Source organism: Vreelandella mediterranea, assembly GCF_970647075.1.
Genome location: NZ_OZ310198.1, coordinates 1072244 through 1098699 on the forward strand (window position 1 = coordinate 1072244; position 26456 = coordinate 1098699).

Here is a 26456-nt window from a genome sequence, read left to right on the forward strand (position 1 = left end):
TAATAGCGCCGCGCGTGGCACAGGAGCTTGAAAACAGTGGCTTGAAAAAAGCGCCTCGTGCCCCGATATGGTTGCCTCTAGCGTTTTTTTGCCCCCTCTTTTGCTGACAGGACATTCCATGGCCGAACCGGCATTGTCTATCCGTGGCCTTACCAAGGTGTATGGCAACGGCTTCCACGCCCTCAAAGGCATCGATCTTGACGTCCAACAGGGCGATTTTTTTGCGCTTCTGGGGCCGAACGGCGCCGGCAAGTCGACCACGCTCGGCGTGGTGTGCTCGCTGGTGCAAAAGTCCGAAGGCAAGGTGTCCATTTTTGGTATCGACATCGATAAGGACTTTGCCAAGGCCAAGTATCAGCTTGGCGTGGTACCCCAGGAGTTCAACTTTAGCCAGTTCGAGAAAGTGCTGGATATCGTCATGGCCCAGGCGGGCTACTACGGCATGAAGCGCAGCGAAGCGCTTCCCCGCGCCGAGCAACTTCTGACCGACCTGGGGCTTTGGGACAAGCGCAACGGCAGCGCGCGGATGCTCTCCGGCGGCATGAAGCGGCGCTTGATGATCGCCCGCGCCTTGATGCACCGGCCTAAACTACTGATTCTCGATGAGCCGACCGCCGGGGTCGATATCGAGCTTCGCCGCAGCATGTGGGAATACATGCGTCGCCTCAATCGCGACGAGGGCACCACGATCATTCTCACCACGCACTACCTGGAAGAGGCGGAGAGCCTTTGTCGTAACATCGCCATCATCAATGACGGTGCAATAGTGCGCGACACCAGCGTCCGCGAACTGCTGGGTGAGCTCGATACCGAAACCTTCCTGCTCGATTTGGCCGCGCCCATCGAGCGCATACCCGAAATAGACGGCTTCGAGATCCAGCAAGTAGAGCCTTCTCAGCTTTCGTTGGCCATTCAGCGCGGCCAGTCGCTCAATACGGTATTCGATGCGCTAAGCGCCCAGGGCATCAGCGTGATTTCGATGCGTAACCGCGCCAACCGCCTGGAGGAGATGTTCGTGTCGATGGTGGAAGGCAGCCAAAACCCGATCGATGAAAAGCGCAGCCCGGAGGCGACATCATGAATGCGACCCAAACCCTGATCGCGCTTTGGACGCTGGTGGTCAAGGAGATCAAGCGCTTTACACGCATCTGGCCGCAAACGCTCTTGCCGCCTTCCATTACCATGGCGATGTACTTCATCATCTTCGGTAACCTGATCGGCTCGCGCATCGGCGCGATGGACGGCTTTAGCTACATGGACTTCATCGTCCCTGGGCTGATCATGATGTCGGTGATCACCAACAGCTACTCCAACGTTGCTTCGAGCTTCTTCTCCAACAAGTTTCAGCGCTCGATCGAGGAGATGATGGTCTCACCGATGCCCAATTGGGTGATCCTCTCCGGCTTCATTTTGGGCGGCATGGCCCGGGGCCTGGGCGTGGGGCTGATCGTCACCGTGGTCTCGCTGTTCTTTACCCGGTTGAGCGTCGAGCATCCACTTTTAACCGTGCTGGTTGTCGTGCTGACCTCGGCGCTATTTTCCATTGGCGGGTTCATCAACGCGCTACTGGCCAACAAGTTCGATGATATCTCGATCGTGCCGACCTTCATTCTCACGCCGCTGACCTATCTTGGCGGGGTGTTCTACTCCATCTCGATGCTGCCGGATATCTGGCAAAGTATCTCCATGTTGAATCCGATTCTCTACATGGTGAACGTCTTCCGCTATGGCTTTCTGGGCGTGTCGGACATCCCGGTCGTTTGGGCGCTGGCGGCGATTTTTGCGTTCATCGTCGTGCTGTTTGGCGTTGCGCTGACCATGCTCGAGCGCGGTCATGGTATTCGCAGCTAATCGAAGGAGTCTTCCATGGCACATCGCCCGGATATGTTGGAACACGCGCCCCTGGGGCGCGATTCTGCCTACCCGCAGCAGTACGATGCGGGCCTGCTCTTTGCCATTGCCCGCGCCGCCAATCGCGCGCCGCTAGGCATCGATGACGCCGCGCTGCCTTTCACGGGGGCAGACGAGTGGTACGCCTTCGAGGTCTCCTGGCTCAATGCGCGGGGCAAGCCCGTGGTCGCGGTGGCCAGGTTTACGCTGCCCGCAAGCTCGCCCAACCTGATCGAATCCAAGTCCTGGAAGCTTTACCTCAATAGCTTCAACCAGACCCGTTTTGAGAGCCGCGAGGCGGTAACCGAGGTGCTGACCAGCGATCTTTCCCGCGTGGCCGGGGCAGCCGTTGGCGTTGAGCTTTTCGAGGTAGATGATCAGGCTCTCACGCCTTCACGCTTGCCCGGCGAGTGCCTCGACGATCTGGATATCGCCGTCGATGATTACACGCCGAGCGCCGAGCATTTAAGCGCGGGCACCGAGGTGGTCGAAGAAACGCTTTACTCGCATCTTCTAAAATCCAACTGCCCGGTCACCGGCCAGCCGGACTGGGGCAGCGTCATGGTTCGCTACAAGGGCCCCAAAATCGATCGCGAAGGACTTTTGCGTTACTTGATCGGCTTTCGTCAGCATCAGGATTTCCACGAGCACTGCGTAGAGCACATCTTCACCGACCTTAAGCAGCGTACAGGGCCTTCCGAGCTTTTGGTGCTGGCACGCTACGTACGCCGCGGCGGGCTGGATATCAGCCCCTGGCGGGCAACGCCGGGAATGGCGCCGCCCGGGTCGCTGCGTCTGGCAAGGCAGTAAGGCATTGCGCTAGAGTAGGGCGCTAACGCCCCCTCAAGGCCCAACCCAAGGACCGTAGTATGGATGCATTGACGCTTCTTCACGAGCGAAGCTCTATGGGTAAGCTCACCGAGCCCGCGCCAAGCTTTGAGCAGCTCGAGGCACTTTATCAGGCGGCGCTGCGCGCGCCGGACCATCAGGAGCTTCGCCCCTGGCGATTCATCGAGTTCAGTGGAGAAGGGCGCGAGCGTTTGGGCGAGCTATTTGCCGAGGCGGAGTTCCAGGAAGACCCCAGCGCTACGGACGACACCCTGAGCGCCGCCCGCCAAAAGCCGCTGCGCGCACCGATGATCATCGCGGTCATCGCAAGCGTCACGCCGGATATTCCCAAAGTGCCCAAAATGGAGCAGGTGATTTCCGCGGGCTGCGCCGCCCACGGCATCTTGCTGGCCGCTCATGCCTTGGGGCTGGGGGCGATGTGGCGTAGCGGTAAGTACGCGTTTGATCCGGTCGTGCGTAAAGGGTTGAGCCTGGCGGAAGACGACGAGGTCGTGGCATTTATCTACCTGGGCACCCTCGGTGGCCGTCACAAGCCGCTGGCGCAGCACGACACCGCTAACTTCGTCGAGCGCTGGAGCTAGGGAGCCGGGCGCATGAGCAAATCACGTAAGCCCGGGCTTCCTTACCCTCGGTTAGCGCTTCCCGAGCAGGGCAGAGAAGACCTTGGCGCCTTTCAGCAGTGGCTGACCGAGGCGATTCCCATGGTCGAATCCCTCGGCCTCAAGCAGATGAGCCAAAGTAACGGCCATCTGCTTTGGGAGCTTGCGCTAACGCCTTCGCTCAACGACAAGGGCACCGGCTTTGGCGGGGCATTAACCGCGCAGGCCACGCTACAGGGGTGGTGCTGGGTCACACTCTGGCTTCGCCAGCAGGGCCTATCCCGCGACGTCGTGGTGGCCGATGCCAGCCAGAAGTTTTTAGCCCCGGTGATCGACGACTATCGCCTCATTTGCAAACCCGCCAAACCGGAAGGGGCAGAGGAGCTTGCCGAGCGCCTTGGAGCCCGCGGCAAGGGCCGTATCGCGCTGGCGCAAGAGCTTTATTGCCACGACGTTCTCTGCTTTCAAGCCACCGGCACCTACGCAGTTCTGGCTTGATTGCGGAAAAGACTTGCCATTTAACGTCTTACCGCATAGAATACGCGCCGTTCTATAGGGAAAGGCAGCGCCTTACCCAAGAGCGAAAAATGCGGAGGGGTGTCCGAGTGGTCGAAGGAGCACGCCTGGAAAGTGTGTAAGCCGCAAGGCTTCGAGGGTTCGAATCCCTCCCCCTCCGCCAAAGAATTTAAAAAGCCCGCTGATTTCGATCAGCGGGCTTTTTTGTTTGGACGACTTTCCCCACATTCGAACGCCCTGCAGGCTTTCTGTGAGCTCCACGACGCCTTAGGTGCGACTCCTTGCTGACTCTTTGTCCAGCACTTCATACATCCTTACGCTTGGCTGGTAGAGCGAGAGCGCTGGCAGGGTCGAACCCGGGGTGGGTAGGAAGTGACTTTAAACTATTCCCGGTAGCTAAAGAGTGTCCAGAAGGGCAGGATCAGCAAGAAGGATGCGATCGAGAACACGCCCAGGGCAAACTCGATAGAGAAATATTCGGCCAGCCCGCCGGCGAGTAGAGAGCCCAGCGGCATGGCGCCCCACTGAAGCATTCGTGCCGCCGAACTGTAACGGCCCAAGAGGTGGGACGGGACCAGTTGCTGGCTGATCGTTCGAGAGTTAACGGCCCATAAAGTGCCGCCAAGGCCGCCAAGGAAGGCGCCCAGGGAAATCAGCCAAAGCTCGGAGGTGAGCGCTGGAACCCCGACGAGAAGAATGGTGCCAACGATATCGAGCACCATGACCGGCTTTCGGCCCAGCAATCGATTCAGCGGCCGTGCCAGTATGGCGCCCATGATGCCGCCCACGCCCAGGGCGCTGACCATGAAGCCATAGGTGCCGGCATCAATCTCCATGACCTGGCTTGCATAAAGAGGCATCAGGGCGAACCAGGCGGCCCAGCTCGCCGACATGATCGGTAGTGTCAGTGCCATTAGGCGCAGCACCTTGTTATGCCAAAGATAAGCGATGCCTTCGGCGATCTGCTGATGCATCGATGTTCGACTCGCTGTTTGGCGATGAGGCACGCTCGCGATGCCGACTAACAGGCAGAGGACCACACCGGCGCTGGCATAGCTGCCCAGCCCGACCATTAGCGCGTAGATCGTGCAGACAGTGATCAAAGCGCCGCCGATCAGTGGACCCAAAAACTCGTTGCATACCGTTTCGGCGCCCGTCATCCATGCATTGGCCCGCTCGCGGTCCGCTTTGCCCACGGCATCCGGCACCAGGGCGAAGGCCGAGAGCTGAGTGAGAACATCCGTCATACCCAGCGATAAACCTACCGCGAGCAGCACCGCCAGCCCCAGGTAGCCGTAGAGAGCGGCTAGCAATAGGCCGGCCAGAATTCCCAATCGAACGATGCTTGAAGCCCATAGCAGCCGTCGCCGGTCCATCCGGTCGACCACCACGCCCACGTGAAGCGCTGCCAATAGCCAGGGCAGCGTCATCGACACGGCGACTAGTGATACAAGCAGGGGAGATTGCGTGAGGGTGGTGGCTATGACGGGCAGCGCGACTTTAAGTACGCCGTCGCCAACGTTCGTTACCGCTGTGAAAATCGTCAATACATGGGTGTTACGCGAGCTATGGCGTGTGGCCAACTCAGTCATGTTGGGCTCTTCTGTTCGTTTTGTTGGATAGAGGGGCGTCTTATTGAGGGGCATATAAGAGCATGCTGTTTTAATAGCCTATGGCGCCAGGGTAGGTTTTACAATGGCTTAGGCCGATTGGCTGGGACCACTGGTTCGTAACGGATTTTTAGCCTGATACGCCAACGGGAAAAGGCGGAAGGCTAGCCAGCTTTGCCTTAAAAGCCTCGCGGATAGCGTATGGCGCGTCTACAATCGTGACCTCTCGTCACACACTTGACCCAGAGAAAAACCATGGCGCTGCTTTCCGACTTCGACAAAGAAACCGATTCACACGCTACCCAGGCCCCGATGGGCGCCGGGGTGTCGCCCTATGAGGCGCTTGACGAGAAGGCGCTGCTGGATAGGCTTCTGGAAATCTACGACCAGCGAACCATCGCCGAAGCGCTGGCGGAAGTCGATAAAGGCAGTTGGTGTCGGGAAACCATCAACCGCTGGGCGAAAGGCAAGGCCGAGCCTCGGGTCACCCACGCCGCCTACCGGCGCATGATCGCTATGCTACCCACGCCCAAGGCCAACGACCTCAAGCCCGCGTTTCGTTTCGTCGATCTGTTCGCCGGCATCGGCGGCATCAGAAAAGGCTTCGAGGCGATTGGCGGCGAGTGTGTGCTGACCTCCGAGTGGAACAAATACGCCGTTCGCACCTATAAGGCCAACCACTTCTGCGACCCGCAAAAGCACCGCTTCAACGAGGATATTCGCGAGATCACCCTGAGCGCGAACCTCGAGATCGATGAAGACACCGCTTACCAGCACATCGACCAGCAGGTGCCGGACCACGACGTGTTATTGGCCGGGTTTCCTTGCCAGCCGTTTTCGCTGGCCGGGGTATCGAAAAAGAACTCGCTGGGCCGCAAGCACGGTTTCGAGTGCGACGCCCAGGGCACGCTTTTCTTCGATGTGGCGCGGATTCTAGCGGCCAAGCGGCCCGCGGCTTTTCTGCTGGAGAACGTGAAAAACCTCAAAAGCCACGACAAGGGCAAAACCTTTCGGGTGATTTGTGAGGCGCTCGATGAGCTTGGTTATGAGGTGGCCGACGTCGATGCACCCAAGGGGCGCGACCCGAAGATCATCGATGCCAAACACTTCATACCGCAGCACCGCGAGCGGATCGTGCTGGTGGGCTTTCGGCGCGATTTGAACGTGCATGAAGGCTTTACCCTGAAAGACATCGCCAACATGTACCCTGAGAAGCCGCCTTCCTTTGGGGATATTCTCGATGCGAAAGTGGATGACAAATACATCCTGACGCCGAAGCTTTGGGAGTATCTTTATAAATACGCGCAAAAGCATCGCGAGAAGGGTAACGGCTTCGGCTTTGGCCTCACCCGCCATCATGATGTAGCCCGTACTCTTTCCGCGCGTTACCACAAGGATGGCTCGGAAATTTTGGTGGATCGCGGCTTCGATCAAGGCCAGGATTTCTACAGCGATGCCAACCAGCAGTATCGGCCCAGGCGTTTGACGCCTCAGGAGTGTGCCAGGCTGATGGGCTTTGATAAGCCCGGTGATAGCCACTTCGTCATTCCCGTGTCGGATACCCAGGCCTACCGCCAGTTTGGCAACTCCGTCGTCGTGCCGGTGTTCGAAGCCGTCGCCAGGTTGATGGAGCCGCGAATTCTTGCCGCTGTCGAAATTGAGCAAGATAAAAACAAAGAAGCGTAGAGACTGATCGAGACGCCTCGGGCACTTTTACCGAGCGCCCGTGTCACTCCATAAACCTCACTGCCGAGCAGCGCCATGACGGACATTGTTGATCGTTTTACGCGATCGAAAATGATGGCTTCCATCAAGGGCAAGAATACCGCCCCGGAACGGTTCGTTCAGAGCGAGCTCGAAAAGCGCTATATATCGTTTGAGGCGCACTCCAAAGAGCTGCCTGGCAAGCCGGATCTCGCACTGCCGCTTTATCAGGTGGCGCTGTTCGTGAACGGCTGTTTTTGGCACAGGCACGATGGCTGCTTTTACGCGACGACGCCGGCGAGTCAAAAAACGTTCTGGCAGCAAAAGCTGGGCGAGACCGTGGAGCGCGACGCGCGTAAACGCGCTGAGCTCGAGGCCCTGGGCTGGCGGGTCATCGTGGTCTGGGAGTGCGGGTTCAAGCACTGCGCGGATCAATTCGATGAAGTGATCGACGCCATCGAGGGCGAAATTTCGTTGAATGAGTGGCCCGAGAAGCCGCCGCGGGTCAGGGATTGAATAACCGCGCTATGGTTTGCCTGTTAAAGCCTTGCCCCGCCTGTCTTCAGGCATCGAAACGTCGGGTTTTACCGCGCGAAATCTCATATCTTTGCTACGCTAATACAGCTGGTTGACAACGCGGCCCATGAAAAACGGCCGGTTGTAATGGAGCAAAAACATTCATTGGATGATCGAGGTATAAAATGGCGGACTTTCAGCGTATCAACCTGAGCCTGGACCACTATCAATGGGACGATATCCCCGGTAACGACCCGCGGGTCAGCGGTGAGCCGGAAGAAAGCACCTCGTTCGACCCCAAGCAGGGTAACGAAGTGCTTTATATGCTGAACATGGTGCTTTCCGCATCGGCGCCCATCACGGCGCTGCATAAGGGTGAAGAGCTGATTCGCGACGAGCTGCCCGCAGGCTCTCAGGATCAGTTCGCAGTGAAGAAGTGGCTCGACGCGCAGCTCTAATCCTGTGTTGAGGTCAAGCGGGCCGTTCATTTCGGCACCGCATAAAAAAGCCCCGCGATAGCGGGGCTTTTTCGTGGTACGGGGCTACCTATTTTACGTCGTTGCCCAGTTCTGCCAGGCGCTCGGCGCTTAACGCGATATCGTCGTTTTTGTTGACGCCAATACCCTTATCGACGATGTCCTGGGCAATGCTTTTAGCGTCGTCGAGGGAGTGCATGGTGTAAGTGCCGCACTGGTACTCGTTGAGTTCGGGAATCTCGTCCATGCGCTCGAGATTGAGCACGTCGTGCATGGAGGCAAGCCAGGCATTGCTGACCTTTTCTTCCGAAGGGCTACCCAAAAGGCTCATGTAGAACCCCGTACGGCAACCCATGGGGGAGATATCGATAATCTCGACGCCGTCACCATTCAAGTGGCTGCGCATGAAGCCGGCAAACAGGTGCTCCAGCGTATGAATGCCCTTTTCTCCCATCATCTCGGCGTTGGGCTTGTTAAAGCGCAGATCGAACACGGTGATCGTGTCGCCGGAGGGGGAGTTCATGGTTTTCGCTACGCGAACCGCCGGGGCGTTCATAATCGTATGGTCGACGGTAAAGCTATCGAGTAAGGGCATGGGAGCTCCTGTGTCATCAATGGAAAGCCGGGCGCCTGGCGCCCGTGAGCCCGTCTGAGTAGTATGGGTGCTTAGAAAGGCAACACGCCGCTAAAACCAATACCCAGTACGGCAATAACGACGATGATAACAACGATGGCGGTGGTAGAAGGCATTTTCTTTTCCTGATAGGTGGTTAGACTTCTTTAGCGTAGTGCAAAGTGCCGCTTTGCGCACGCCCACCATTGCCAAGGGGACCTATAAGGACCTAACAGGCGCTGTGTTATTTTCCGTCGCTCCCATTGAGCGCATACGGTGGGCAGCCCGCCGCTCCCAACCTATACATACGAAAAAGCACCCTTTGAAAGGGTGCTTTTTCGTTGCCTCTGGTGACCATCCGTGTATTTTGCCTGCTCTTCCTGAGCTTCTCATTTCCTTGAGATTTTAACGCTCTACCTTGAGCTTTTTTCGTCCTTGAACGCTAAGTACTCATCCTGAGTACGTTCACTCCTTGAATGATATCGTTCTTCCTGAACGAGCGATCCTTCGCGAAGCGGTTTCCTTACCGCGAACACTACAGACTATAGAACAAGGCCAAGACGTGTACAAGATAAAATTGTATTTTTGTTGTACCTGCCTAGTACCGAAATGATGCTGGTAGAAGAAAAGTGAAATATTCGCCCTTGCACAAGGGTTTATCTCCTCTGTGATCCAAATAACCGGCAGTTTATTGAATTGGTTAACCTGGGATAGATCATTCAAAGTGGATAGGCCTCACTGTGTGCGCACTGCTTAGGGAGAAGCTTGAAGGAAGGGTGAATACGGACATTCACGCGCACAAGGATGTTTAGACAGGATGTCTATGTAGCAGAGTTAGGGAGAATTCGATCAAGCCCCGGCCGTTAACGGCCGGGGCTTTTTTATGCGCCCTCGAAAGCGCGGGGTCGAGCTAGCCGGCCTTGGCTTGGCATAAGGGGCGCTAAGTCGTGCGGCCATTGTGTCAGGTTGGGGAGGACAGGTATTTACTTGGTCATACGCGTGACACATTGAGTGGGCATGATGGCGATAGCACCGGGATGGTGCCAGGAGAGGCGGGCAGGAGGCCTGCGACACCAGGGAAGCGCAACAGTGGACGTTGCGAAAGCTTTTAGGGAGGACGTGCTCGTACTAGCACCCGGCCAATAGGCCGGGTCTTTTTTTGGTCGACGCTTTTAAAGGGGCGAGGGGAGTAACAGCGGTACGATGAAGTAGACGAACACGGTAATGACAAAGGCGCTCACGATATTCATGGCAAAGCCCGCCTTGGCCATCTGCTTGATCGTGATGCGTCCGCTGGAGAACACCGCGGCATTGGGCGGGGTCGAGATCGGCATCATGAAGGCGCAGGTGGTCGCTAGCGCCACTGCCACCATCAACCCAAGCGGGTTGCCGGTGGTAATCGCCGAGGCAAGCCCGGCGGTAATGGGAATCGCCATGTTCGCCGTCGCGGTGTTCGAGATGATCTCGGTCAAAAAGAGCATCAGAAGGACCATGAAGAGCAGCAACCAGAAGTAGCTGACGCCATCCAGCAACTGAAGCTGTTCGCTGATCCAGCCGGTCAGGTCGCTGGCGCTGAACGCCGCCGCCAGCGACATGCCCCCACCCCACAAAATGAAAAGTCCCCAGGGGAGGTTTTTCATGTCGTCCCAAATCAGCAGGCTGCGCTTTTCGCTGTGGGCGGGAATGATGAACAGGGAAATCGCGGCGATGATTGCGATGAGCGTATCGTTGAGCGGTAGATCGAAAAAGGGCGCCAGCCAGCCGCGCAGTGCCCAGGCAAGGGCGGTCAGCACGAATACCCCCAGCACGCGCTTTTCATCCCGGGTGATCGGGCCAAGCGCCTCGAGCTCCTGGGCGACGAAGTTCACCTCCAAACGCGTGTTGGGCACCTTCGAGTACACCCGTGTGAGGTAGACGTACAAGAAGGTCAGCAGCAATAACGTGAGCGGTAGCGCGAAAATCATCCACTGCAAGAAGCTGATTTCGACATCGAAGAATTGCGGGATCATCGCCACGACGATGGCGTTGGGCACCGAGCCGATGATCGTGGCCAGCCCGCCGATCGAGGCGGCGTAAGCTACCGTGAGCAGTAACGTCCGAGCAAAGGCGTCGCGCTGGTTCTTTTCGAATTGATCGCGCTCGTCAAGCTCGCCCAGCAGGGCCACGGCGATGGGCAGCATCATCAACGCCGTGGCGGCGTTGGAGATCCACATGGAGAGAAACGCCGAGGCGATCAACACGCCCAGCACGATGCTTCGCAGGCTATTGCCGATACGGTTGACAATAGAAAGCGCGATGCGCCGGTGCAGATTCCAGCGCTCGATGGCGATCGCCAGAATAAAGCCGCCCATGTACATGTAGATGACCGGGTTGGCGTAGCCCACCACCGCCTCGTCCATCGCCATCACACCGGTCAACGGTAGCAAAACCATGGGCAAAAAGGAGGTCACCGGAATCGGCACCGGCTCCGTTACCCACCAAACGGCCATCCAGACCGTCAGCCCCAGCACGATGCGTGGCATGGGATCGATCAGCGTGGCGGGCATCGCAAACTGTAATAACGCAAACAGCAGCGGCCCCGCCAACAGCGGCACCCAGCGGCGCCACTCTTGGGTTAACGCACTCATACCTGGCTCCAATCAATATCAAGTGGCTCAAAAGGTGGTGTTTTTCACGCGTGAATCCTACCACCTTGGTCTATTGAACGTTGGTGGCAAGGCTACGACTTTGGTCGCAATCGGGAGGGCAGCCCGGTGTCAGGCACACGGTGCTATTCGCACCTTCGGTGTGGGCAGGAAAACCAATCGAGTATCTAGCGGATAGGCGCTGAGAGTGAATAAACCAGATCATCAACGCGCATAAGGAAGGGTAAAATAAAAACCCCGGCCAGTGGCCGGGGCGGGAAAGCTACTTCTTCGCGTCGCTTTTTTCGTCGTTCTCGTCGTCTTCCTTGGGTTTGTCACTGCCCTGATGGCCGAGCGTGTCGGCCTGATCCAGCCGGGGGTGGTTGTCGTAAAACAGCCGCTCGATATCGTCGACGTTGTCCAGCAACTTGATGGCTTCGGCCAGCACGTGAATCGCGGCGAGCACATCCTGGGTGTTGCCGGTTTCCGAGATGGTGTGCATGTTGCGCGTGGGAAAGCCGATCGAGGTCGCGGCGCTATCGATCGACGCCAGCACGCCTGCCATGCCGTCGGTGCCGGTATCCACACCCACGATATCGCGCTGCATGGGAATATCGTGCTGGCGCGCGGCTTCAGCGATGATCCGGTTGAGCTGCTCGCTTGCGATCGAACCCACGGACATGGTGAAGCCCTTGCCCATCTCGAGCGCCTGCATGCGCTTGTCGCCAATGCCCGGGGCGGCCACGTAGTCGTGGTTCACGTCGATGCCGATCAACGCATCGGGCTTGAGATCACCGGCCAGTACGCGGCTACCAAAGCGGCCGATCTCTTCATAGCTTGCGATGGCAAACATTACGCGCACGTTGTTCGTGCCACCGGCTTCGGCCACGAGTTTGGCCACTTCCGCGGTGACGAAGCAGCCCAGGCCGTTATCCAGGTAGGCGCCGTAGAAGGTGTCCGGGCTAAAGCCTTTCTTGATCGGACGGTTGAAGATGATCGAGTCTCCCGGGCGCACGCCCAGGTTCAATACCTGCTGCTTCTTGTTCTCGCCGTGGATCTGTAAATCCAGGTAGATCTGCTCTTTCTTGATGCCTTTTTCGCCGCTGCGAACGCCGGGGTCAGAAAAGTGAATCGCACCCAGCGCCTCGACGGTGCCGCCTTCCAAGCGGCGGTAACTGCCGGGGGCGTCCGGGTCTTCGCTGAACAGAATCACTTCGTGGCCGATCAGCACGGTAGGCAAAAAGGAGTCGGTATTGATCCAGATCTTGCCGTCTTCACCGATCGAGCGCACCTGCATGCGGATTTTATCGGCGTGACCCACCAGCATTACCTTGAACATGTCGTCGCGGCCCGGATGCGTATCCAGCACTACGCCGGCGTTACCCCGGTACTGGTGGAGTTTCCAGTCCGAAGGTGCAAAACTCTCGAAATAAGGCTTCAACACGCCGTAGGTCATGGCGCCTTCCAGGCCGACCGGGCTGGGTGCGGAGATAATGTCGCGCATCACATCGAACTGCGCGTCGGGCATTGGCTGCGTCCAGGGTTTGGCGCTATCACTCATGTAATACTCTCCATACTGTCGTTATCAGGCTAGTTAGTCTGGCACATTCTGTTGAAAACGTAAGCTGGTCACGTTTAAGCGAGCTCGTCATCGCTGTGAATCATTTCATAAAGTGTTCGAGCTGCGCTAGAAAGCGGATGGCGCCGGCTCAGTACGATACCCAGTTCACGCGGTGTCTCGGGATTGTGTAAAGGGCGGTAATCGATGCCTTCCACGGCTATTTGGCGAAAGCTCAAGGCGGGCAGCACGCTAATGCCTAGCCCAGCGGCAACCATTCTCCCCACTGTGGCAATCTGGCTTGCATCGCACAGTATATCGAGCTTCACGTTGACCTCTTCCATTGTGCGGTCAATATCCTGACGGGAACTGGAGAGTCGGTTGATCCCTATAAAAGGATAGCTACCCAACTGCGCCCATTCGATACGTTGCTGTTTTCCAAGCGGGTGGCCGACGGGAAAGACCGCCATATAGTGATCCACCAGAATAGGTTCAAACGTTAAGTCGTCCGAGTCCTGGGGATTGACGGAAAGACCAAAGTCCGCACGGCCCTCTCGGACCATCTGATTGATCTGATCCGCTAGTACGTCATGTAGGTTCAAGTTAATACGCGGATAGCGTTCGTGAAAGCGTTTGACGACTTTGGGAAATAGCCCTGCGGCAAGAGTAGGAAGGGCCGCGACCGCCACTTTGCCTCGCTGCTTCGAAAAGTGCTGGCTCAGGTCTTCGAATGCCTCGTTCCAGTCGCCAAGTAGGCGCAGAGCGATTGGCAGAAAGGCCTCGCCCTCCGGCGTCAGCGCCAGCTGGCGGCTGGTACGGGCAAACAGCGCCCCGCCCACGTTCTCCTCGAGTTTACGCAGCGCGATGGAAATCGCGGGCTGGGAAAGGTGTACACGTTCGCTGGCCTCGGCGAAGCTACGCGATTGGGCCACCGCCACGAACACTTGCAGTTGCTTGATGCTGGTAGTCATTTAAAAATTAAAACACACATCGAATGCCTTTCAATGTATTAAAGAGAGCTAAAGGGGAGGGGCGCGGGGCTTTTGCATACCCTCAATGCCTATACTTTAGTTTATGTAAAGTATCTTTAATTCTCTGGCGAGACACTCGTTGGCGCCAATAATCCTTCACACATAACGGGTTAGAAAGTCTTTTCATGATGTTTTAAATAATTAAACAAAAGATAAAAACAATTTAATATACAAAATCATGTCTGCCTCCCATCGTTAAGCATCGCTTTAAAAAAGCGTTGTTATGTAAGGACTTATACCTTCGTCTGATAACAAGAAAGGCTCATTCATACGGGCCTGGGAGCTGACATGAAAACGCTACTGACCGCCGTCGTCGCAGGCACCGCTTTGCTCGCTGCCACCACCAGCCACGCCAACGAACGCCTCTTGATAGGCTCGACTTCCAGTTCGTCCAGCCACTACAGCTATTTCGTCGCCGTCAACCAGATCATCAACAACCAGATCGACGGCATCAGCTCCTCGGTGGCGGAAACCGGCGCCGCGGTAGATAACCTTCGCCGCCTGGGGCGTAACCAGATCGATATGGGGCTGGTGACCACCAATATCGGTTATCAAGCCTACGCCGGCGAGCAGGATTTCGAAGGTCGTCCCGTCGATAACCGTCTGCTATGGGTGTACACCGTATCGCCGCAAAACGCGGTCATGCGCGAAGATGCCGATGTAACGTCATTTGGTGAGCTGGACGGCGTCCGCTTCAACCCGGGGATCACCGGCTCCGCCACCGAAAATACCACCGAGGCCGTTATGGAGGCGTTAGGTATAACGCCGGATTACGTGCGGGGCTCCACCACCGACATCGTCGATTCCATGAAGGATGGTCGCGTGATGGGCTCGGTCAAATCCGGCGTGGGTGATCGCCTGGATGGCTCGTCCATGGACATCGCGACCTTCACACCGATCAGCGTGCTCTCCCTCGATGACGAGCAGGCGCAAACGCTGCGCGACGAGATGCCCGACATCGCCATCGTCGACGTGCCCGAGGGCGCCGCTGACGGTATCCCCGGCTACACCACTTGGGCGTTCGGCGTAGCCGTACACGCGCATCCCGATATGGATGAAGAGACCGCTTATCAGATCGTCAAGGCGGTGATGGAGAACCCGGAGCCTCAGGTGAACGCATTCTCCGCCATGCGCGATGCGGACATTGCGCAAATGACCCTGGAGGTCGGTACGGTCCCGCTTCACGCGGGGGCGGCGCGCTATTTCGAAGAGCAGGGGTTTGATATTCCCGATGCCTTGCAGCCCGTGCAGTAACGCCTAACCGGGGAGGATGTTCATGCGCGATGCTCTTGTTAAAGGATTAGCCCTCTCGCTTGGGGGCTTGATCCTCTTTACGTCCGCCACCGGCCCCTTCGAGAGCCTGGTTCAACGCAGTATCTTTCTTGCGCTGGTCATCCTGCTGGGGCTTGCCGTCTACCCGTTGGGGGATGGCAAGCGCTGGCGACCGGCGGGGCTTGTGATCGATGCGCTAATTGCCATTGGCGTGGTGCTGGCCTGCGGCTACGTGGCCCTCAATCACGAACAGATACTCGTTGAGCTGCCTTGGGCCTCGCCGCGCGACATGGCGCTAACCGGGGTGCTGCTCATCGCCATTCTGGAGCTTTCGCGCCGGGCGATCGGCTGGATATTTCCCCTGCTGGTGCTCGCCGGGCTCGCCTACGCGTGGTTCGGCGCCTATATCCCGGGGCCGATGGGGCATCGCGGCTTCGATCTCTACTACATGACCGAGACCATCTATCTGGGCGATCTAGGCGTGTGGGGCATGCTGGTCGGCGTGGCCGCCACGACCATTGCCGCGTTCGTACTCTTTGGCTGTCTGCTGTTGCATACCGGCGGCGGTAATACCTTCATGGATCTGGCGCTGCGCATCAGCGGGCGCTCGCCGGGCGGAGCCGCCAAGGTGGCGACCGTTGCCTCGGGGCTTTTTGGCATGGTGAGCGGCAGCGCCGTGGCCAACGTGGCGACCACCGGTAACTTCACCATTCCGATGATGAAGCGGCTCGATTATCCGCGCCCCTTCGCCGCGGGCGTGGAGGCGGTGGCCTCGACCGGTGGGCAGATTGCCCCACCCATTCTGGGCGCGGCAGCGTTCATCATGTCCGAGATCATCGGCGAGAGTTATCTGCGCATCGCGTTGGCGGCGCTATTGCCGGCGGTGCTTTTCTACTTGGGTGTGTTCTTGACGATTCATCTGGTAGCCAAGCGGCGTGAGCTCAAAGTGGTGCCGGAGGACGAGCTGCCGCCCTGGTCCGACATACTGCGTATGGAGCGCATCATTCCCATCCTGGCGGCGCTGGGCGGGCTCTTCTACGGGGTGCTGAGCGGGCGCTCCATTCAAATGTCGGCGTTCTACGGCATTCTGATGACGGTACTGACCTTCGTGCCTTTTGCGTTGATCGCCCGGATGCCGCTCAAAGAGATTGCCGGCAAGCTTCTGGGCGGGCTGGTCGATGCGGGCAAGGGCATGGTGATCATCGGGGTGTTGCTTGCCGGCGCGCAGATTCTGGTCGCCATGATCGGCATGACCGGTATCGGCGTGACGCTTGCCAGCTTGATCGTCAATGTTGGCGGCGAATCGCTCTTTCTCGTGGCGCTGATCGTGGGCGGGGTGTGCTTGATTCTGGGGATGGGTATTCCCACCACCGCCGCCTACGTGCTGGTGGCCTCGGTGCTGGCGCCGGCCTTGACCACCATCGGTGTCGAGCCCCTCATCGCGCACCTGTTCGTTTTCTACTTCGCCACGCTTTCGGTCATCACGCCGCCGGTGTGTATCGCGGTGTTCGTCGCCTCGGGCATTGCCGGGACCAACTGGCTGCCCGCGGCGGTCGAAGCGGTGCGCCTGGCCGCCGCGATCTACGTCATCCCCTTTCTGCTGCTGATCTACCCGGCGCTAGCGGGCTTTGGCTCGGCCTGGGACATTGCGTTGGCAAGCTCTCAGGGCGTGGTCTTCGTGGTGGCCTTCGCCGCGCTCATGTCGCGCGTGGCGATGACCGGCCACCGCGTGGTGGACCCGCTGGCGCTGGTGTTGGTGATCGGCCTTGCGTTGATACCCGGGTGGCTGACCACGCTCAGTGCGTTGGTGATCATCGTGGCGCTCTTTGTGCGTCGGCGCCGGCTGCTGGCGTCCTCCACCGCATCTGCGGCGCCAACACCGTCGGCCTCGACCGTTTAAGGAGCACATCATGAGTTTTCTACTGGGAAGTGGCGCAGGGTTCTCGGGTGACCGTACCGATGCAGCCGAAGCGGTAGTAGCGGAGCTGATCAAGCGCCAACAGCCGGCGGCGCTGGCCTTTGAGACCCTGGGCGAGCGCACGCTGGCAGCGGCGCACCGGGCTATGCGTGAAGACCCGGCCCAGGGGTTCGAGCCTTTGATCGAGGAGTTTTTGCCGCCGGTTCTACGTGGCTGCGCGGAGCACGGTATCAAGATACTGGGCAACTTCGGCGCGGCGAACCCCAAAGGGGCGTGCGAGCTGGTCCGCCGCTTGGCACTGGAGGCGGGCTGTCCGGATATCGCGATTGCCCAGGTGTATGGCGACGACATTCGCGATCGGCTGCACGCGCTCGACCTGACCCAGTGGGAGGCCGAACGTCAAGCGCTGCCCGAGCAGAGCGCGCTCATTTCCGCGAACGTCTACCTGGGCGCCAGGGCGCTGGTGGAGGCGCTGGCGCTGGAGGCAGACATCGTCGTGACCGGGCGCGTCGCGGACCCGGCGCTTTTCCTGGCACCGTTAATGCACCACTTTCAATGGCGCTGGGACGACTGGGACCGGCTGGCCTGCGGCATGATGGCCGGCCACCTGGCCGAGTGCGGCGCCCAGGTCAGCGGCGGCTACTTTGCCGACCCAGGCTTCAAAGAGGTGCCCGGGCTTGCCACGGTGGGTTATCCCATCATCGAGGTGGAAGAAGATGGCCACCTGCTGATCACTAAGCCCGAGGGCAGCGGCGGCTGCGTCACCGAGCAGACCGTCAAGGAGCAGCTGCTTTACGAAGTCCACGACCCGGCGAATTACTTGACCCCGGACGTGGTGGTCGATCTTTCCAACGCCACGGTTCGTCAGGTAGGCCCGGATCGGGTGGCGGTCAGCGGCATTCGCGGCAAGCCCGCCCCGGAGCGTTTGAAAACCACCGTGTGCTACGAAGGCGGCTGGCAGGGCGAAGCCGAGATCTCCTACGCCGGGCCCAATGCGCTGGGCAGGGCCCAGCTAGCCGCTCAAACGCTGCGCGAGCGCCTGGCGTTTCGCGCGCCGGCGGAGCTTCGTACCCGCTTCGATATCATCGGCTTTACGAGCGTGTTCGACAGCGACGATGGCGCCTTGCAGCGTCTGGCGGTCCCTGCCTCTTCAAGTGGCGACTACCGCCTTCGCCTGGCCGCGGAGCACGCCGAACGGCGCTGGGTGGCCCGCGCCACCCAAGAGCTGCTGGCGCTTTATTGCGCCGGCCCGGCGGGGGGCGGCGGCGTCCGGCGCCAGTTCCAACGCCGGGTCTTCACCGCCTCTTATCTGGTCAAGCGCAGCGATATCAACGACTACGCCGAGCTATTCAATTCTCACCGACAAGAAGGTGTCGCCCATGCTGCAAGCTGACCAGACGCGCCAGGCGCAACGCCTCGACACCGTGCCCCTTCACCAACTGGCGCACGCCCGGGCCGGGGACAAGGGCGAGCGGCTCAACATCGCGCTTTTTGCCTACCAGTCGGCGGATTACGCGCGGCTGGTCGAGGCGCTTACCGAGGCGCGGGTGCTCGCGCTCTTTGCTCATCGCGGCGCCAGCCGTGTCCAGCGTTACTTGCTGCCGAATTTGGCGGGTATGAATTTCGTCATCGACGATGTGCTTCAGGGCGGCGTCAACGGGGCCTTGAACCTGGACGGCCACGGCAAGACGCTCTCTTATCTGCTGCTGGGCGTGGAGCTTTAGCGCTAACCCGGCACCTCGTATGGCCCTGATGGCGCGAAGCCCCCTAGCGAGGTGATGCCGATGGTTTTGGTTTTAAAGCGGCAAGCGCATAGCGCCCAACGGCTGAACGCCCAGGCCCCCAGGCTCCGGCCGTTAAAAGTCCTGGGCTTTTAACGGAAAATCCTCCAGGATAACGCCTTTTTTTCATGGACAGGATGAAAAGGCATGGCGTCTTCTGATCAACCGCGCGCGCAGTGGTTAGGCCGTTGGGGCTTTATGCTCGCCGCGACCGGCTCGGCGGTCGGGCTTGGCAATATCTGGAAGTTCCCCTACATGACCGGCGAATACGGCGGTGGTGTTTTCGTGCTGGTCTATCTGGTCTGTATTTTGGCGGTCGGTGTGCCGGTGATGATGGCCGAGATCGCCTTTGGGCGGCGCGGCCAGGGGAGCCCCGTCGATGCCTTTCGCCGGGTGGTGAACGAGTCCGGGCGCTCGTCGTTCTGGTCGCTTTTTGGCTGGATGTCCATGCTGTGCGGCTTCATGATCCTGTCGTTTTACGTGGTCGTCGCGGGCTGGTCGTTCTCGTATCTCTGGAAAACGCTCTCCGGCGGGTTGAACGGGGAAAGCGTCGAGGCGCTGGCAGCGGTGTTCGACGCCAACAACGAGAACCCATGGAATCTTGGTTTTTGGAGCACGCTGGTAACGATTGCCACCATGGTGATCGTCGGTAAAGGGGTTCAGGAGGGTATCGAAAAGAACGTGCGCTGGATGATGCCGGGGCTGGTGATCATGCTGCTGATATTGATCGGGTTTGGCGCCTTCTCCGGCGGCTTTAATGAGGCCTTCGCGTTTTTGTTCTCGTTCAACGCCGGCAGCCTCTCCAGCGACGCGATGTTGGCGGCGCTGGGCCACGCGTTCTTCACGCTCTCGCTGGCCGCCGGCGCCATTTTGACCTACGGCAGCTATCTGCCCAAAACCGCCTCCATCAGCCGCACCACGGTGAGCGTGGCGCTGGCGGACACTGTCGTGGCCCTCATGGCGGGACTTGCCATCTTCCCGGTGATTTTTGCCAACGGTATGGACCCGGCCGGCGGACCGGGGCTGATTTTCATGAGCCTGCCCATCGCTTTTCAAGCAATGCCATTGGGGACGCTGTTCGGAGCGTTATTTTTCATGATGCTTTCCATGGCCGCGCTCACCTCGTCGATCTCGATGGTGGAGGCCACCATTTCCTGGCTTTGCGATAATAAGGGCTTCTCGCGCTTATCGGCGGCGGTGAGTACCGGTATCGTGCTTTGGCTGATCAGCACCGCGGCGATGCTCTCGTTCAATCTGGGCGCGGATTGGACGCTGGCGGGAAGAACCTTCTTCGACTGGCTGGACTACCTGACTTCGCGGTGGATGATGCCGCTGGGCGGGTTGGGCACCGTGCTCATTGCGGGCTTCTTGCTCAAAAATACCGTCATGCGCGAAGAGCTTGGTTTGAACCCGCGCCTCTACGCGCTGTGGCTTTTGATGGCGCGCTACGTAAGCCCGCTGGGCATACTCGTGATCTTTGCCGACCAGCTAGCGCTTTATAGCGTCACGTTCGCCCAGCACTGGCCGTGGCTGTTGGCCATTTTGCTGGTGATGATCGTTCTGGGCGAGCTTTTAAGCCCGCGGCTTCGCCAAGCGCTTAAAGCGCGCTAATGGGTTACTGGTCGAGCTGCTGTTCGTCGATGAACCCTTGGGTCAACGGCGTTTGGCAGTGGGCGAATACTTCCTGCAGAAACTTTTTGCGCGCGCCGCGATAGCCACCGCTTAAAAGCACCGTTTGAGTCAGGCTTTCCAGCAGCGGTGTGCGCTGCTGCTCATCGAGCGCGGCGTACTCGCGAAGCGCGGTGGGCCAGTCCACCTCCAGCGAACTGGGCTTGTCCGGTAGCGTCGCCAGCAGGCGCGACAGGGCCAGGACCAGGTTGGGGTGGGGGTGCTGGTTGCGCATGATCATCTCGCCCACGCCCTGGGCCAGTAGCTTGCGCGTTTGTTCCGGTGCGTCGTCCAGGCGCTCCATGATGCGCTCGATTTGGCGCGGGCCGCAGGCGAGCAGGTAGGCGTCTTCGGTGACCCGCGCGGCGATCCAGGCGTTCCACACCGCGTAGAGCGGCGCCATCAGCATGGGCAGCAACCCGCGTAGCGTTAAGCGCCCCAGCAGGCGGCGCATGACCATACGCAGCAAAAAGCTGCTCATGCTGACCTTGAGCCGGTAAAGCAACATGCGCAGGGTCAGTTTCCAGCCGTGCAGGTAGGCGTGGGGGTCGACGCCGTAAATCAGGCTGCCCGGGCTTGGGTACTCCAGTGCCACGCGCGCTACCCCCTGTAGGGTCAGCTCGACCGTTGGTGGCTGGGGCGACTCGCCGCTGTAGTTCAAACCGGCAAAGTAGCTCACCCGTGCTACGCCGCGCAGCGCGTTCCAGTAGAGAAAGCCGATTTCCAGTAGCGTTACGAAGCCGGCAAACACCATGTAGCCGGCCCAGTAGGGCAACTGTTCGCGAAACGATAAAGACGCCCAATCGCTGACCAGCACCTGGCGCATCCACCACTCGGAGCCGCCAATCAGCGTGCCCGAGATAATTCCCGCCATGGCCGCCCACAGGATCACCCAGCGCCGGCTTTTCTTGACCGCGACCCGGTCGGGCTCGGTAAGCGCGGTATGGCGGGTGAGACGGCGGCCGATGTGGCGGCTCGCCCAGCGCTGCATGATATCCGGGGAGGGGGCAAATTCTTTGTCGGGGCGGGTAAGCGGCATGGTCACCAAATAGACTTTGTATTTGCCCTACAGGGTAGCGGCTACTTTCGCGTAGTACACGCTTTGATTGCACCCGGGTGGGTGCCCGCGCGCATCAATTCGTCCCAGCGGGTGGTAAAGCGGTTCGAACGATGGGCGCAGCGCAAATGCCAGGCGGCTTTTTCCGGAGCGGCGCCAAAGCCGATTTTGCCCTGGCCCATGCGCTGATTGATATCGTCCATGGTGGCCATCAACTCGGGGTGGTGCTGATGGCGCGGGGGCTGATGCAAAAGCGACAGCTGATACTGCTCGGCATCGACCAGATCCAAAAGCATCACGCCTGCTTTCATGAAGCGATGGTTCGGGCGGTAGATTTGCTCGAGGCCTTCGCGCACGGCGGTAAGTATTACTCGCGTATCGTCGCTTGGCGAGGCCAGCGCAATCATCGCGTGGGGAAAGTACTGCGGCTGGTCCTGGCGGTGGCGATTGGTGCTGAGAAAAATCATCACCGCCCGCGCCAGGCTTCGCTGCTCACGGAGTTTCTCGGCGCTGCGCTGGGCGTGGCGGCTGAGGGCGTGGTGAAGGTCCGCTTTAACGCCGGTCGGCTGGCCGAACGAGCGCGAGGTCATGATGCGCTGGCGCGGCTCGTTCACCGCATTCATTTCAAGACACGGCGTGCCGCGAAGCTCCAGCGCAGTACGGGCCAGAACCACGGAAAAGCGCCGCCGTAGATCGTGGTGGTCGCACTCGCGAAGCTCCCAAGCGGTGCGGATCTGGTTGACCGCCAACCGCTCGGCCAGCCGTCGGCCAATGCCCCACACCGCGCTTACCGGGGTCTGCTTTAAAAGCGCGGCGCTCTCCTGGGAGTCGGCGTGCAGCAGGCATACCCCTTGGTAGTGGGCGCGCTTTTTGGCGTAGTGGTTGGCCAGTTTGGCAAGCGTATGGGTGGGGGCGAGGCCCACGCAAACGGGGAGCCCCAGGTGGCGGCGAATGCGCCGACGCAGCGCCTCACCCATGGCCTGGCACTGCGCAGGGCTCAACCCGTCGAGATAGATGAACATTTCGTCGATGGAGTAGGGCGCCACCGCCGGGCAGGCGTCGCGCAAGAGCTGGCAAAGCCTTCCCGACATATCCCCGTAAAGCTCGTAGTTGGACGATTTCAGGTGGATACGCCCCTGGCGGCGCAGCGTCTCGAGCTTGAAAGCGGGCACGCCCATGGCGATATCCATGGCTTTCATCTCTTCCGAGCGGGCGATGATGCAGCCGTCGTTATTGGACATCACGCCGACGGGCCGGCCTTCGAGGGCGGGCTGAAAGACGCGCTCGCAGCTAACGTAGAAGTTGTTGGCATCGACCAGGCCGATCATGGCATGTACTCGTGGATGACCGCGCGCACCACGCCCCAAAGCTGGCAGTCGCTGTCTTCCAGAGGCAGCGGCGGGTAGCGCGGGTGGGCAGAGCACAGGTGCGGCGTGCCGCCATGCAGCGCGTAGCGCTTGATCAGCACTTCGTCGTCGAACATGGCCACCAGAATATGGCCAAGGCGCGGCTGGATGCTGCGGTCCACGACCAACAGGTCGTTATCGAAGATGCCCCAGCCCTCCATGCTGTCGCCGGTGGCGGTCAGGTAAAACGTCTGCGTCGGGTTCTTGATCAGCCGCGTGTTCAAATCCAGCGTGCGCTGCTCGTAATCCTGGGCGGGGGAGGGGAAGCCGCTAAACCCGGCACGCGCGTACAGGCCGGGAAACGCCAGCGGTTGAAAGGTTAACGGCCAGGCTGTCGCAACGTGGGCGGGTTGAGACGGCATCGTGACGTCCTCGAGAATAAAATAATGTATGTATATACAGTATTTGTTTTCGAGAAGAAAAATGCAAGGGTCACGGTATGCACTTTCTCAGCGGGCGAGCCAAAGCCCCACGACGATGGCGCTGATCACGGCGATAAAAAACACGGTATTGCGAACGCGGGTATCACGGCGAGGTTTCATAACGGTACTCATCAGGCAGGAATTTTTAAAAAAGGGGCGCTTGAAGCGGTCCAGGCGTTGGGCCTGGCATGGTAACGTTTACGCTATAAAGCGTCATCAAGGTAAATGCGCATGAACACGACGAGGCACTGCTCATGAACGACGCCGAAAGACCGCTTTCCTTGGCCGGTGGCCGCCTGGCGGGGCTTGCCTGGGGGCGGCCCGACGCGCCGGTTTGGCTTGCCTTGCACGGCTGGCTGGACAACGCCGCAAGCTTTACACGGCTGGCGCCGCTTCTGGTTCGCGCCCTCGATATCCGCATCGTGGCGATCGATTTTCGCGGCCACGGCCACTCCGAACACGGCCCGGCGAACGCCGACTACGCCCTGTGGGATTATACCTTCGACGTGCTCGACGCCCTGGACGAGCTCGGGCTCGAGCGCGCCACGCTGCTGGCCCACTCCATGGGCGCGGCGGTGAGCTGCGTGTTGGCCGCCGCACTCCCCGAGCGCGTAGAGCAACTACTGCTGATCGATGGGCTGGGCGCGCTCAACACCGAGGCCCACGAGAGTACCGAGCAGCTACGTAAAGGACTGTTGGCTTACCGACGCCCGCTTTCCAGGCCGCCGCGCTACGCCGATATCGAAGCGGCAGTGGCCGCCCGGGTGGCCGGTGGCGTCACCCCGGTGACCCGCGCCACTATCTACCCGGTGGTCGAGCGCAACACCCAGGCAAACGCCGAGGGTACTATCGAAATGCGCACCGACATCCGCCTGCTCAAACCGTCACTGGTGCGCTTCACCCCGGAGCAGGTGCTGGCGTTTCTGGCCGGTATACAGTCCCCGGTCCTGTTAATCGAGGGAGACAAAGGCATTCTGGCCGCGCGTCGCTGGTCGGAGAAGGCTCGCCAGGCGGTGGGGCACTTGACGCGCCAGATAGTGGCGGGGGGCCACCACCTACACCTGGAGCCCGAGGCCGTGGAAACGGTCGCCAGTGTGATAGGTGAATATTGCGAACGCGAAGCCGGCAAGCACGGGCAGTGATGAGCAGGCTCGAAAGGAGTGTGAAACCCTCGAGCGGCGCATGCCAGACCGTGGCTGGCAGCCGCGTTTACGGCCCACGCTTTCTAAGCAGTACGTACACCGCGCCGGTGCCGCCATCGCCCTCCACGGCGGAGCAAAATGCCAGTACCCCCGGCCATTCTCTGAGCCAGGCGTTGGTATGGCTTTTAAGAACGGGGAAGTCCGCCGTGGCGCCCCAGGCCTTGCCGTGCACCACCAGTACGCAGTGAAGTCTTTGGTCAGCGGCGTCGCGAAGAAAACTTTCGAGCTCCAGGCGGGCCTCTTCCAGGGTATAGCCGTGCAGATCGAGTCCCGCCTGCCAGGCGGTTTGGCCGCGCTTTAGCTGGCTAAACGTGCGGTAGGGTAGATCGGGAATGGTGAATTCCAGGTATTCCGACGGGCGCACCGGCTCCACGCGGCCGTCGGAGGTGCGCCCGGTCGCGGTCTGATCGCCACCTTTGACCGCCGCCTGGCGCCGTGCGGCCTGGGCGTCTTTTTCGCGCTTGGGTTTGCCCGGGTCCGCCTGATTGCTAATGAGGCGCCGCACGCCCGCCTCCTGAAGCGCCTGGCGAAAGGCGCTGATATCTTCATCATTGGGCGAGTGGCGGCGGCGCGACATGGGAGGCTCACAAAATAGCGGGGTGAAAAGTGGCTTGAAAACGCACAGTATAGCGGCCCTAACGGCGCTGTGAACCGGGCGGCGTCGAAGGTACAATTATTTAACGATTTTTACACAGCGGCGTTTACCAAGCGACGTTTTTAAAACCCCGCGGCGGTAAGGCTTTACGCCGCCGCGCGCTCAGCCAGGAGCCCTTGTGACCACGCACCTCAATGCCGAGACCTCTCACTCGACGCTTACTCTGCCGGAGTCGGCGTTAACCAGCGACTTGATCACGCTGCGCGATTATCTGCGCTGGGCGACCAGCGAGTTTTACGTGGCGGGTCTTCACTACGGTCACGGCACCGACGCCCCCTGGGATGAAGCAGTTGCGCTATGTTTGGGGGCGCTGCACCTGCCCTGGAACGTCGACCCCGGCGTGCAAGAGGCACGGCTTTTGCCCGTCGAGCGCCAGCGTATCGTCGAGCTGGTGCGCAGGCGCGTCGAGACGCGTGCGCCGCTTCCGTATCTGCTGGGCGAGGCGTTTTTTGCCGGTTTTCCTTTTGATGTGGACGAGCGCGTGTTGATTCCCCGTTCACCCATTGCCGAGTTGATCCTGGATGGCTTCGGCGCCTGGTTCGATGAAGAGCCCCCCGAGCACGTGCTCGATCTGTGCACCGGTTCGGGCTGTATCGGTATCGCCACGGCGCTTACGTTGCCCACCTGCCACGTCACGCTTGCCGATATCAGCCAGGACGCGCTGGCGGTGGCGCGCCAAAATATTACCCGTCACGACGTGGGCGGCCGGGTGCGCGCCGTAGAGTCCGACGTGTTCGATGGTTTGGAAGGTCAGCGTTTCGATTTGATCGTCTCCAATCCGCCCTACGTGGACGCCCAGGACCTGGCCACCATGCCCGCGGAGTTTAGCCACGAGCCCGCACTTGCCTTGGGCGCCGGCGCTGACGGGCTGGATATCGTGCGGCGCATTCTGCGCCAGGCACGGAGTCACTTGAGCGATGACGGCTGGCTGATCGTCGAAGTCGGCAATTCCGATCGTCACGTCGAAGAGGCCTTTCCCGAGGTTGGCTTCATGTGGCTTGAATTCGAGCATGGCGGCCAGGGCGTTTTTGCCATCAGCGCTGCTGAACTCGACGCCCACGCGGCGTCATTTGCGTAAGGAGTCGTCTC

At 59.8% G+C, this 26456-nt stretch carries 24 protein-coding genes and 1 tRNA gene; 16 read left to right on the forward strand and 9 right to left on the reverse strand.

Features of this window, described 5'->3' with window-relative positions:
* Window positions 1-118: 118 nt before the first annotated feature.
* From ACWFVE_RS05030 to ACWFVE_RS05055, 6 genes are all read left to right on the forward strand, one after another.
* Window positions 119-1081: an ABC transporter ATP-binding protein gene (locus ACWFVE_RS05030; RefSeq protein WP_447528191.1), complete on the forward strand. Its 963-nt coding sequence runs from the start codon at window positions 119-121 to the stop codon at window positions 1079-1081.
* Entirely contained in the window at window positions 1078-1851 is a 774-nt protein-coding gene (locus ACWFVE_RS05035) for an ABC transporter permease (RefSeq protein WP_447528192.1), read from the forward strand. Before ACWFVE_RS05030 ends, ACWFVE_RS05035 begins: the two co-directional genes overlap by 4 nt.
* Window positions 1852-1866: 15 nt before the next feature.
* Complete coding sequence (queF, locus tag ACWFVE_RS05040) at window positions 1867-2700, forward strand: NADPH-dependent 7-cyano-7-deazaguanine reductase QueF (RefSeq protein WP_447528193.1); 834 nt, start codon at window positions 1867-1869, stop codon at window positions 2698-2700.
* Between the two features lie 59 nt (window positions 2701-2759).
* Window positions 2760-3320, forward strand: a complete 561-nt coding sequence (locus ACWFVE_RS05045; protein WP_447528194.1) for a nitroreductase family protein — start codon at window positions 2760-2762, stop codon at window positions 3318-3320.
* Between the two features lie 12 nt (window positions 3321-3332).
* Window positions 3333-3836, forward strand: a complete 504-nt coding sequence (locus ACWFVE_RS05050) for a YiiD C-terminal domain-containing protein (protein WP_447528195.1) — start codon at window positions 3333-3335, stop codon at window positions 3834-3836.
* Between the two features lie 93 nt (window positions 3837-3929).
* Window positions 3930-4017: transfer RNA gene (locus ACWFVE_RS05055), tRNA-Ser, on the forward strand.
* Window positions 4018-4237: 220 nt separating this feature from the next.
* Here ACWFVE_RS05055 and ACWFVE_RS05060 read toward each other — a convergent pair.
* On the reverse strand, window positions 4238-5446 hold the full coding sequence (locus tag ACWFVE_RS05060) for an MFS transporter (RefSeq protein WP_447528196.1): 1209 nt from the start codon (window positions 5444-5446) through the stop codon (window positions 4238-4240).
* A gap of 273 nt (window positions 5447-5719) precedes the next feature.
* Here ACWFVE_RS05060 and dcm point away from each other — a divergent pair, with 273 nt between their 5' ends.
* The 3 genes from dcm (at window position 5720) to ACWFVE_RS05075 (ending at window position 8142) form a co-directional block, all read left to right on the forward strand.
* On the forward strand, window positions 5720-7150 hold the full coding sequence (gene dcm / locus ACWFVE_RS05065) for a DNA (cytosine-5-)-methyltransferase (protein WP_447528197.1): 1431 nt from the start codon (window positions 5720-5722) through the stop codon (window positions 7148-7150).
* Between the two features lie 75 nt (window positions 7151-7225).
* Window positions 7226-7684: a very short patch repair endonuclease gene (locus ACWFVE_RS05070; RefSeq protein ID WP_447528198.1), complete on the forward strand. Its 459-nt coding sequence runs from the start codon at window positions 7226-7228 to the stop codon at window positions 7682-7684.
* A gap of 185 nt (window positions 7685-7869) precedes the next feature.
* Window positions 7870-8142 carry a hypothetical protein gene (locus tag ACWFVE_RS05075; RefSeq protein WP_447528199.1) on the forward strand — a complete coding sequence of 91 codons (273 nt, stop codon included), beginning with the start codon at window positions 7870-7872 and terminating at the stop codon, window positions 8140-8142.
* A gap of 88 nt (window positions 8143-8230) precedes the next feature.
* Here the strand turns inward: ACWFVE_RS05075 and luxS are convergent, their stop codons facing one another.
* The 4 genes from luxS to ACWFVE_RS05095 all read right to left on the reverse strand — a co-directional run bounded on the left by luxS (window position 8231) and on the right by ACWFVE_RS05095 (window position 13926).
* A complete protein-coding gene (gene luxS, locus ACWFVE_RS05080; protein ID WP_447528200.1) occupies window positions 8231-8755 on the reverse strand; it encodes an S-ribosylhomocysteine lyase in 525 nt (174 codons plus the stop codon).
* A 1190-nt stretch (window positions 8756-9945) separates the two neighbouring features.
* Window positions 9946-11400: an SLC13 family permease gene (locus ACWFVE_RS05085; protein WP_447528201.1), complete on the reverse strand. Its 1455-nt coding sequence runs from the start codon at window positions 11398-11400 to the stop codon at window positions 9946-9948.
* 280 nt (window positions 11401-11680) lie between these two features.
* Window positions 11681-12958: a M20/M25/M40 family metallo-hydrolase gene (locus ACWFVE_RS05090; RefSeq protein ID WP_447528202.1), complete on the reverse strand. Its 1278-nt coding sequence runs from the start codon at window positions 12956-12958 to the stop codon at window positions 11681-11683.
* A 74-nt stretch (window positions 12959-13032) separates the two neighbouring features.
* The gene (locus tag ACWFVE_RS05095; protein WP_447528203.1) at window positions 13033-13926 is read right to left on the reverse strand and encodes a LysR substrate-binding domain-containing protein; all 894 of its coding nucleotides are present in this window, start codon (window positions 13924-13926) and stop codon (window positions 13033-13035) included.
* A 348-nt stretch (window positions 13927-14274) separates the two neighbouring features.
* Here ACWFVE_RS05095 and ACWFVE_RS05100 point away from each other — a divergent pair, with 348 nt between their 5' ends.
* The 5 genes from ACWFVE_RS05100 (at window position 14275) to ACWFVE_RS05120 (ending at window position 20568) form a co-directional block, all read left to right on the forward strand.
* Complete coding sequence (locus ACWFVE_RS05100; protein ID WP_447528204.1) at window positions 14275-15240, forward strand: TAXI family TRAP transporter solute-binding subunit; 966 nt, start codon at window positions 14275-14277, stop codon at window positions 15238-15240.
* Window positions 15241-15262: 22 nt separating this feature from the next.
* Complete coding sequence (locus ACWFVE_RS05105) at window positions 15263-17158, forward strand: TRAP transporter permease (RefSeq protein WP_447528205.1); 1896 nt, start codon at window positions 15263-15265, stop codon at window positions 17156-17158.
* Window positions 17159-17168: 10 nt separating this feature from the next.
* A complete protein-coding gene (locus ACWFVE_RS05110) occupies window positions 17169-18569 on the forward strand; it encodes an acyclic terpene utilization AtuA family protein (protein ID WP_447528206.1) in 1401 nt (466 codons plus the stop codon).
* The gene (locus tag ACWFVE_RS05115; RefSeq protein WP_447528207.1) at window positions 18556-18900 is read left to right on the forward strand and encodes an AtuA-related protein; all 345 of its coding nucleotides are present in this window, start codon (window positions 18556-18558) and stop codon (window positions 18898-18900) included. The genes ACWFVE_RS05110 and ACWFVE_RS05115 overlap by 14 nt, the downstream gene beginning before the upstream one ends.
* Window positions 18901-19104: 204 nt before the next feature.
* On the forward strand, window positions 19105-20568 hold the full coding sequence (locus ACWFVE_RS05120) for a sodium-dependent transporter (RefSeq protein WP_447528208.1): 1464 nt from the start codon (window positions 19105-19107) through the stop codon (window positions 20566-20568).
* 4 nt (window positions 20569-20572) lie between these two features.
* Here the strand turns inward: ACWFVE_RS05120 and ACWFVE_RS05125 are convergent, their stop codons facing one another.
* From ACWFVE_RS05125 to ACWFVE_RS05135, 3 genes are read right to left on the reverse strand one after another with little or no spacing between them, the layout of a single operon-like run.
* Window positions 20573-21664: an LBF_2804 family protein gene (locus ACWFVE_RS05125; RefSeq protein WP_447530501.1), complete on the reverse strand. Its 1092-nt coding sequence runs from the start codon at window positions 21662-21664 to the stop codon at window positions 20573-20575.
* 41 nt (window positions 21665-21705) lie between these two features.
* Complete coding sequence (locus ACWFVE_RS05130; protein WP_447528209.1) at window positions 21706-23010, reverse strand: Y-family DNA polymerase; 1305 nt, start codon at window positions 23008-23010, stop codon at window positions 21706-21708.
* Window positions 23007-23450 (reverse strand): LexA family protein, encoded by a 444-nt coding sequence (locus ACWFVE_RS05135; protein WP_447528210.1) that lies wholly within the window; start codon window positions 23448-23450, stop codon window positions 23007-23009. Before ACWFVE_RS05135 ends, ACWFVE_RS05130 begins: the two co-directional genes overlap by 4 nt.
* Window positions 23451-23764: 314 nt before the next feature.
* Between ACWFVE_RS05135 and ACWFVE_RS05140 the strand changes: the two genes are divergently transcribed.
* Window positions 23765-24652, forward strand: coding sequence for an alpha/beta fold hydrolase (locus ACWFVE_RS05140; RefSeq protein WP_447528211.1), 888 nt, complete (start codon window positions 23765-23767; stop codon window positions 24650-24652).
* Window positions 24653-24719: 67 nt separating this feature from the next.
* Here ACWFVE_RS05140 and ACWFVE_RS05145 read toward each other — a convergent pair whose 3' ends face one another.
* Window positions 24720-25289 (reverse strand): Smr/MutS family protein, encoded by a 570-nt coding sequence (locus ACWFVE_RS05145; RefSeq protein WP_447528212.1) that lies wholly within the window; start codon window positions 25287-25289, stop codon window positions 24720-24722.
* Between the two features lie 196 nt (window positions 25290-25485).
* Here ACWFVE_RS05145 and prmB point away from each other — a divergent pair, with 196 nt between their 5' ends.
* Window positions 25486-26445, forward strand: coding sequence for a 50S ribosomal protein L3 N(5)-glutamine methyltransferase (gene prmB / locus ACWFVE_RS05150; protein WP_447528213.1), 960 nt, complete (start codon window positions 25486-25488; stop codon window positions 26443-26445).
* The last annotated feature ends 11 nt before the right edge of the window (window positions 26446-26456 follow it).

Excerpts from the sequence above, each read along its gene's own strand:
- ACWFVE_RS05030 (WP_447528191.1), top strand. The coding sequence starts at position 119 with ATGGCCGAACCGGCATTGTCTATCCGTGGCCTTACCAAGGTGTATGGC.
- ACWFVE_RS05035 (WP_447528192.1), top strand. The coding sequence starts at position 1,078 with ATGAATGCGACCCAAACCCTGATCGCGCTTTGGACGCTGGTGGTCAAG.
- queF (WP_447528193.1), top strand. The coding sequence starts at position 1,867 with ATGGCACATCGCCCGGATATGTTGGAACACGCGCCCCTGGGGCGCGAT.
- ACWFVE_RS05045 (WP_447528194.1), top strand. The coding sequence starts at position 2,760 with ATGGATGCATTGACGCTTCTTCACGAGCGAAGCTCTATGGGTAAGCTC.
- ACWFVE_RS05050 (WP_447528195.1), top strand. The coding sequence starts at position 3,333 with ATGAGCAAATCACGTAAGCCCGGGCTTCCTTACCCTCGGTTAGCGCTT.
- ACWFVE_RS05060 (WP_447528196.1), bottom strand. The coding sequence starts at position 5,446 with ATGACTGAGTTGGCCACACGCCATAGCTCGCGTAACACCCATGTATTG.
- dcm (WP_447528197.1), top strand. The coding sequence starts at position 5,720 with ATGGCGCTGCTTTCCGACTTCGACAAAGAAACCGATTCACACGCTACC.
- ACWFVE_RS05070 (WP_447528198.1), top strand. The coding sequence starts at position 7,226 with ATGACGGACATTGTTGATCGTTTTACGCGATCGAAAATGATGGCTTCC.
- ACWFVE_RS05075 (WP_447528199.1), top strand. The coding sequence starts at position 7,870 with ATGGCGGACTTTCAGCGTATCAACCTGAGCCTGGACCACTATCAATGG.
- luxS (WP_447528200.1), bottom strand. The coding sequence starts at position 8,755 with ATGCCCTTACTCGATAGCTTTACCGTCGACCATACGATTATGAACGCC.
- ACWFVE_RS05085 (WP_447528201.1), bottom strand. The coding sequence starts at position 11,400 with ATGAGTGCGTTAACCCAAGAGTGGCGCCGCTGGGTGCCGCTGTTGGCG.
- ACWFVE_RS05090 (WP_447528202.1), bottom strand. The coding sequence starts at position 12,958 with ATGAGTGATAGCGCCAAACCCTGGACGCAGCCAATGCCCGACGCGCAG.
- ACWFVE_RS05095 (WP_447528203.1), bottom strand. The coding sequence starts at position 13,926 with ATGACTACCAGCATCAAGCAACTGCAAGTGTTCGTGGCGGTGGCCCAA.
- ACWFVE_RS05100 (WP_447528204.1), top strand. The coding sequence starts at position 14,275 with ATGAAAACGCTACTGACCGCCGTCGTCGCAGGCACCGCTTTGCTCGCT.
- ACWFVE_RS05105 (WP_447528205.1), top strand. The coding sequence starts at position 15,263 with ATGCGCGATGCTCTTGTTAAAGGATTAGCCCTCTCGCTTGGGGGCTTG.
- ACWFVE_RS05110 (WP_447528206.1), top strand. The coding sequence starts at position 17,169 with ATGAGTTTTCTACTGGGAAGTGGCGCAGGGTTCTCGGGTGACCGTACC.
- ACWFVE_RS05115 (WP_447528207.1), top strand. The coding sequence starts at position 18,556 with ATGCTGCAAGCTGACCAGACGCGCCAGGCGCAACGCCTCGACACCGTG.
- ACWFVE_RS05120 (WP_447528208.1), top strand. The coding sequence starts at position 19,105 with ATGGCGTCTTCTGATCAACCGCGCGCGCAGTGGTTAGGCCGTTGGGGC.
- ACWFVE_RS05125 (WP_447530501.1), bottom strand. The coding sequence starts at position 21,664 with ATGCCGCTTACCCGCCCCGACAAAGAATTTGCCCCCTCCCCGGATATC.
- ACWFVE_RS05130 (WP_447528209.1), bottom strand. The coding sequence starts at position 23,010 with ATGATCGGCCTGGTCGATGCCAACAACTTCTACGTTAGCTGCGAGCGC.
- ACWFVE_RS05135 (WP_447528210.1), bottom strand. The coding sequence starts at position 23,450 with ATGCCGTCTCAACCCGCCCACGTTGCGACAGCCTGGCCGTTAACCTTT.
- ACWFVE_RS05140 (WP_447528211.1), top strand. The coding sequence starts at position 23,765 with ATGAACGACGCCGAAAGACCGCTTTCCTTGGCCGGTGGCCGCCTGGCG.
- ACWFVE_RS05145 (WP_447528212.1), bottom strand. The coding sequence starts at position 25,289 with ATGTCGCGCCGCCGCCACTCGCCCAATGATGAAGATATCAGCGCCTTT.